The sequence below is a fragment of the Nostoc sp. NMS4 genome (assembly GCF_017115095.1).
Taxonomy (GTDB): domain Bacteria; phylum Cyanobacteriota; class Cyanobacteriia; order Cyanobacteriales; family Nostocaceae; genus Nostoc.
In genome coordinates, this window is the sequence record NZ_JABXKI010000438.1 from 1 (window position 1) to 6,691 (window position 6,691).

General features: G+C 40.3%; 6 protein-coding genes and 1 CRISPR repeat array. Of the genes, 1 reads left to right on the forward strand and 5 read right to left on the reverse strand.

Annotated features, from left to right (window positions below; translation table 11 throughout):
- On the reverse strand, positions 1 to 800 hold an 800-nt coding region (locus HWQ37_RS34385; RefSeq protein ID WP_292755846.1), incomplete at its 3' end, for an acetamidase/formamidase family protein.
- Positions 801 to 888: 88 nt separating this feature from the next.
- Positions 889 to 1,185, reverse strand: a complete 297-nt coding sequence (locus HWQ37_RS34390; protein WP_194043762.1) for a hypothetical protein — start codon at positions 1,183 to 1,185, stop codon at positions 889 to 891.
- Between the two features lie 473 nt (positions 1,186 to 1,658).
- Between HWQ37_RS34390 and glgX the strand changes: the two genes are divergently transcribed.
- Positions 1,659 to 3,785: a glycogen debranching protein GlgX gene (glgX, locus tag HWQ37_RS34395; RefSeq protein WP_292755855.1), complete on the forward strand. Its 2,127-nt coding sequence runs from the start codon at positions 1,659 to 1,661 to the stop codon at positions 3,783 to 3,785.
- A gap of 146 nt (positions 3,786 to 3,931) precedes the next feature.
- A CRISPR array of direct repeats spans positions 3,932 to 4,323; the repeat unit is 37 nt; unit sequence GTTTCAATCCCTAATAGGGATTTTGATGAATTGCAAT.
- A gap of 169 nt (positions 4,324 to 4,492) precedes the next feature.
- Here glgX and HWQ37_RS34400 read toward each other — a convergent pair.
- The 3 genes from HWQ37_RS34400 to HWQ37_RS34410 all read right to left on the reverse strand — a co-directional run bounded on the left by HWQ37_RS34400 (position 4,493) and on the right by HWQ37_RS34410 (position 6,318).
- Positions 4,493 to 4,699 carry a hypothetical protein gene (locus HWQ37_RS34400; protein WP_292755850.1) on the reverse strand — a complete coding sequence of 69 codons (207 nt, stop codon included), beginning with the start codon at positions 4,697 to 4,699 and terminating at the stop codon, positions 4,493 to 4,495.
- A 20-nt stretch (positions 4,700 to 4,719) separates the two neighbouring features.
- Complete coding sequence (locus HWQ37_RS34405) at positions 4,720 to 5,010, reverse strand: hypothetical protein (protein WP_292755852.1); 291 nt, start codon at positions 5,008 to 5,010, stop codon at positions 4,720 to 4,722.
- A 270-nt stretch (positions 5,011 to 5,280) separates the two neighbouring features.
- A complete protein-coding gene (locus tag HWQ37_RS34410; RefSeq protein WP_292755854.1) occupies positions 5,281 to 6,318 on the reverse strand; it encodes an aldo/keto reductase in 1,038 nt (345 codons plus the stop codon).
- Positions 6,319 to 6,691 lie beyond the last annotated feature (373 nt).

Genomic DNA, 6,691 nt, shown 5'->3' on the forward strand with positions numbered 1-6,691 from the left:
TTTTTTAAAGCCAGTTCTAAAGCTTCATCTAAGGTTTGAGCAAAACCCATTGTGATGATATGAGTTGGAGTTTCAGCAATTGGTGTTGTCAGTTGTAAATCCTTACGAAGTTTGAGGGTAATTCTACCATTCATGGAAGTTTCAATGGCGGTGACATTTACTTCCCCGTCTCCTTGTGCCGAATGTCCATCACCAATAGAAAATAATCCACCTGGTACAAAAATCGGCAAAAATAAACGAGAACCAGCTTGTAATTCTCGATTGTCAATATTACCGCCGTAAGAACCTGGTGGGATAGAAGTTCGAGAGGTTTCTGGAGTAGCGACACCAAGAATCCCAAAAAAGGGTTTCAGGGGAATTTTTATGCCAGTACCCGCCGGAAATTCTGCGATATTGTTGGCTAAATCTAGAGGAATGAATCTCAATGCAGGTTCAGGAAACTGATTTGGTAAAGCCCCCCAACCTGGACGAATGGCATTGAAGCCGACTGGTAAACTAGGTGCGATCGCATCTAATTGTACTTCTAAAACATCCCCTGGTTCGGCATCTCGGACATAAATTGGCCCTGTAAGTAAATGTGGACCTCCAGCAATTTTACGTTCTGGCAGCAGATTTTGGCAGATATCGAGAAATTCTGGTGTGAGAAACTCTGGTGGTGCTTTGTCATAAACGTAGTAACCACTATAAGTTTCTACGTCAATAGTATCGCCAGAATCAATAATTAGGGCTGGTTCTAGTAGATGCGAGAAACCACCTAAATGCACGGTTTTTTTTGAAGCTTTTAAAATGTGATGACTCATGAATTTTTGTTTTTATTTAGGAGTATTTTTAGCCAAAAGCTGGTAAAGTACTTTGCTTTAATTTAACACCAATAACAGATATGCATTCCTACTCCCAAGTAGAAACATCTCGCAGTAAATTAGGGATTTCTCCTTGAGATAAGGGAAACTCTAGCAAGGTTTCTCTAATCCCTAAATATCCCGATTCAGCAAACGACAAAAGCATTCGTGAAAGTGCTAGCCAAACCTCCGGTTCATATTCCCAATCACGATAACGTGAAGCTTGACCAGCAATTGAACGTAGCGCCCAGAAATAAGAATTTCTCACCACCGAACCACCTTTTTTAAACTCTGGTAAATCTTCGTGGTGGATAAAAAGTATTTTATTTTCAATTCTAGCTCTCATTGCAATTTTAGATTTTAGATTTAAAGTAAATTTTAACTAGGGTGCTTATTGTTAATTTGTCTGCCATTAATTAGAAATACAGATTGATTAATTGAGGCTCCCTGGTAGTATATAACTGTGTGAATATCTATCAATGACGTAAGTTGGAGTAGATTAAGGTAGGTTATCTAGCTATGTAAATAACGATACCTGTGGAAAACTGACGCAATAGTGAAGGTTTTAAACCCTAGCTTCCTCTGGTTACTTTACTGAATCAGAACGCGCAGCGTGTCGCAGATAAGACAGGTTTCCTTCAGCCTGTTGCCCTCTGCATTAGTTTTTCCAACTTAAGGAATAGAGATGTCTATTACTAATGATAGAGCAAACAACATTATTTATAAGTTAGATTTTAATATTAATTAGTGATTTTATCGAATTATTCAAAAACTCGAAATCAATTATTTGCCGAAAAAGTAATTATTCAAGATTTGCATATGTATATAGCTTTGTGGCCAGGGAAAGTATATCCTTTAGGTGCAACTTGGGATGGAAAAGGAACAAACTTTGCTTTATTTTCAGAAAATGCTACAGGGGTAGAGCTTTGTTTATTTGATAACGATGACGAAGAAATTCGCTTACATCTGACAGAAAAAAACAATTTTGTTTGGCATGGTTACTTACCAGGAGTTGGCCCAGGTCAAAAGTATGGCTTTAGAGTTCATGGGATGTGGGCACCAGAAGTAGGTCATCGATTTAATCCCAACAAACTATTAATTGATCCCTACGCGAAAGCAATTGATGGTGAGTTTAGTAACGATCCGGCTGTGTTTGGCTACTCTCTAGACGCTGAGGAAAAAGACTTAGTTTTTTCTGAACTAGATGATGCCAAAATTATGCCCAAGTGTGTTGTGGTCGATCAATCTTTTGATTGGGAAGGCGATCAACTGCTGGCTACACCTTGGCATACAACTGTTATTTATGAAACCCACGTCAAAGGTTTTACTAAACTACATCCAGCTATTCCAGAAGAGTTGCGCGGCACTTATGCCGGGTTAGCGCATCCGGCTGCAATTCAACACTTACTGCAATTAGGAATTACAGCAGTTGAGTTAATGCCAGTACATCATTTTCTATCTCATCCGGGACATTTAGAAGATAAGGAATTAAAGAATTACTGGGGCTACGATTCTATCAACTATTTTGCTCCCTATTCTAGTTACAGTGCTAGTGGGACTGTGGGACAACAAGTCACTGAATTTAAGCAAATGGTTAAGGCATTACATTTTGCCGGAATTGAAGTGATCTTAGATGTAGTCTACAACCACACTGGCGAAGGAAATCATTTCGGGCCAACGCTATCTTTGCGAGGTATTGATAATTCTGTATATTACCGTTTGGTAAAAGACGATCCTCGCTACTACATGGACTTTACCGGCTGTGGTAACTCTCTGAATGTGCGTCATGCTCAAGTTCTGAAGTTAATCATGGATAGCTTGCGCTACTGGGTAACAGAAATGCATGTAGATGGCTTCCGCTTCGATTTAGCTTCGGCGCTGGCACGGGAATTATATGAGGTAGATAATCTATCAGCTTTCTTTGATATTATTCATCAAGACCCAATCTTGACAGATGTAAAGTTGATTGCGGAACCTTGGGACTTAGGAGAAGGCGGTTATCAAGTCGGGAACTTTCCACTGCGTTGGTCTGAATGGAATGGTAGATATAGGGATACAGTCAGAGATTTTTGGCGTGGTGTAGATGATAGTTTAGGACAATTTGCTTACTGTTTTACCGGTAGCCCTGACCTCTATCAAACAAACGGGCGCAACCCCAATGCAAGTGTTAATTTTGTGACGGCTCATGATGGTTTCACATTAAATGATTTGGTCAGCTACAACGAAAAGCATAATGACGCAAACGGGGAAGATAATAGAGATGGTGAAAGCCATAATAGATCGTGGAATTGTGGTGCAGAAGGCGAAACCGACGATGCAGAAGTAATGCGTTTGCGCGAACGGCAACGACGAAACTTTTTAGCAACCCTAATGCTATCTCAAGGTGTCCCAATGCTATTAGAGGGGGATGAAATTGGTTGTAGTCAAAAGGGAAATAATAATGTCTATTGCCAAGACAATGAGATTTCTTGGCGACATTGGGATTTGCATAAAGCGAACTCGGATTTACTAGACTTTACACGCGAACTAATTAATTTTCGTAATCAGCATCCAGTATTCCGACGACGTAAGTGGTTTCAAGGTCGCCCCATTCACGGTTTAGGCATTAATGATATTGCTTGGTTTAATTCTGATGGCAGTGAAATGACTGAGAAGCAGTGGCTAGTTAGTTATGCCAAAGTAATGGAGATTTTTTTGAATGGGCAGGGAATTGCTACTCCAGGCGATCGCGGTGAGCGGATTATTGATGAAAGTTTTCTGCTATTTTTCAACGCTCACTATGAGTTAATTGATTTTGCTTTACCAAATGAATTTAAAGAAAAGGTATGGGAGATAGTAATTGATACTAATGAGCCTCGCTTTTTAGAACGGGGAAAATTAGTTTCAGGCTCTCAAAGTGTACCAGTTACAGATCGCTCTCTGATGGTGTTACGCCTGATCAGTTAGCAGTACGATAAGAATTGATTTCTGAAAAAATCTCAGATTTGTAGGTTGGGTGGAGCGGAGCGCAACCCAACACATATCAGGATGTTGGGTTACGCAAAGCCTCCACCCAACCTACAATTTTTTTTGCAACTATTTAAGTTAGTAATGTTTCAATCCCTAATAGGGATTTTGATGAATTGCAATCAATTGATTTAGGATGCAATGATGCTATTGCCTGGTTTCAATCCCTAATAGGGATTTTGATGAATTGCAATCCAAAATGGTTTCGTTTGCAGCTTTTAGGAACGCTGTTTCAATCCCTAATAGGGATTTTGATGAATTGCAATCTGGTGCGAAGGGTGATACAGGGGAGAAAGGGGTTTCAATCCCTAATAGGGATTTTGATGAATTGCAATTTTTGCTCCAACTTACCAGCAACTATCTTTGCTTTGTTTCAATCCCTAATAGGGATTTTGATGAATTGCAATGGCTACAACATCACCAAAGGGTTTGGCAGAATTGGTTTCAATCCCTAATAGGGATTTTGATGAATTGCAATGGCGGAAGCCGGAAAGCCAAGCTGTATGTAGTTTTCAAGGTGCGGTTGCGCGATTCTAGAGTAATCATAGCATTAGAGAATTCCTTTGGGAAGAGTGTCGGGAAAAGTTAAAGGCTGACACCCAGTTTTTGTAAGCATTTCAGAGATTGCGCGGATGATAATTGGGTGATTAGGGGGGTGAAGTGCTTGCTGGTGTTGAGATAGAAGCACTTTTTTGGCGACGTGGAATTTGTACACCTACCCATTCGCGCATTTGAGATACAGGAACTCTATGAGACGCTATGCCCGCTAAAAATAATCTAATGGTGATGGGGGGCGCGATCGCTGCCTTCGGAGTCAGAAATACCGTCTTTAATATACTTATAGCCTCCCACATCACACGCAACACTTGTAATCTTAGTCTTGAGACTCCTCAGATGTAGATTCTGATTCGGTTTCAAGTTCTTCTGTTTGGACTTTCGCGGCTGGAGGTTTAACTGGTTTTGGGCCTCGCGCTAGGGCAGGATTCCCCTGCTGTCTGTTTTCATTCCCCGATCCTCTTTTTTCTTTGTCAGACGAGCGATTACGGCTCGGTTTTGAGCTTTTAGGGTTGGATTCAATAGGGGTTACAGAATCCGAATTTTCGGAATTGTTGTCAGCATTTCCTTGAGACTGACGTTCCGATTTCTTGATTGGACGTTCTACCATTGTTGATTTTTGTAAATTTATCTGTATAGTACATCGGTTTGGTGAATATAAAACTGCTCAGTAGCATTTTTTAAAGATTTTATTGCTAAAATTTCTGAGTAGCTCTAGATAAAAATTCAAAATTCAAAATCAAATAACCTCTAAGCTAGTAATGAAAAGTTTGTAGTAAGCACTTTAGTGCTTAGAAAATTAAGGACTAAAGTCCTTACTACGAACTTGCTTACCCAAGAATTTAAACTTGACAGACTACTAGCATTTTTTCCACAGCTATTATCCTAACCACTCAGGATTTTTGGCTGTACTATCAAATTGGCTAGTGGTTTTAAACAGTTCATACTGACCTTTAAGAGCAGCTTGGCGAGTCCGATTCAGTAATGCTTTAACTTGTTCCTGACTCATGGGTTTAAAAGTACGTACTGCCTCAAAAGCTTGGTTTAAGATCGCCATACTTTCAATACCTGTAATCACCGTTGAAGTTGGCAAATTCATCGCGTAATGCAGACATTCGATAGGTTTGACCACATTGCTTTTGAGGATGTTTTGGTCGCCCATTGATTTCATTCCCAGTACAGCAATTCCATCTTCAAGCAGCTTGGGTAAAACTTGCCTCTCAAAACTGCGAAAATGGGCATCCATCACATTTAATGGCATCTGCACTGTATCAAAATGGAAGTTATTTTGATTAGCAACTTCTAACATTCTCAGGTGTACTAAAGGGTCTTTGTGTCCAGTAAAACCTATGTAGCGAATCTTGCCAGCTTTTTGTGCTTCCACAACTGCTTCCATCGCACCACCAGGGGCAAAAATTCGGTCTGGATCTTCCATACGAATAACTTCATGATGCTGCAACAAATCAATACGGTCTGTTTGCAAACGTTTTAAAGATTCATCAATTTGTTTAGCAGCAACCGCCTTTGTGCGACCGTCGATTTTAGTCATCAGAAAAGCTTTTTCACGATAACCATTTTGCAGAGCTTTACCCATACGAATTTCGCTCCCTCCGTTATGGTAATCCCAGCTATTGTCCATAAAATTAATTCCGCGATCGAGGGCTGTACGGATCAGATCAATACCCTCTTGTTCATCTTTTGGTCTACCAATATGATGACCACCTAAACCAATTACAGATACTTGTTCTTTGATGCGTCCTAGTTGCCTGTAGAGCATTTCACCTTTTTTAATCTGGGGTGAGTTAGGCTTATTTTGCGCTAAAACCTGTTTGGTTAAACCTTGTAAAACAAATACCCCGGCTCCACCTAAACCAGAAGCAGAAACTACCTTCAGTAAATTTCGTCTGCTAATATCCACAAATTTATCCTTTTGCCACAATATGAGAACTTGTCTTCATAGCTTTGCATAGAGCAAAATTCGCTGCTTCTAACTGTTGAAGGATAAAAGCAATGAGGTGGAGATAGATTTTTGGTAGAGGGAGGATAATAGAAAAATATCCCATCGGTGTGTAAGCAGAGGAAGCATTGGAGACATATATAGCAATCCGATTTGATTCCTGATATATGTTGGGTTGCGCTCCGCTCCACCCAACCTACAATTTTTTTGCAACTTGCAAAAATCCTTGAATCACCCCTCCCCAACTCTCCCCTTGTGAAGGGGAGGGCGCAAGATTTAAAGTTTCCCCCCAATATATCGGGGGGATTAAGGGGGGTCTATTCGACTTATGCAA

What these genes read in the sequence shown, in the direction of transcription:
- HWQ37_RS34390 (WP_194043762.1), bottom strand. Translation starts at nt 1,185, where the DNA reads ATGAGAGCTAGAATTGAAAATAAAATACTTTTTATCCACCACGAAGAT.
- glgX (WP_292755855.1), top strand. Translation starts at nt 1,659, where the DNA reads ATGTATATAGCTTTGTGGCCAGGGAAAGTATATCCTTTAGGTGCAACT.
- HWQ37_RS34400 (WP_292755850.1), bottom strand. Translation starts at nt 4,699, where the DNA reads ATGTGGGAGGCTATAAGTATATTAAAGACGGTATTTCTGACTCCGAAG.
- HWQ37_RS34405 (WP_292755852.1), bottom strand. Translation starts at nt 5,010, where the DNA reads ATGGTAGAACGTCCAATCAAGAAATCGGAACGTCAGTCTCAAGGAAAT.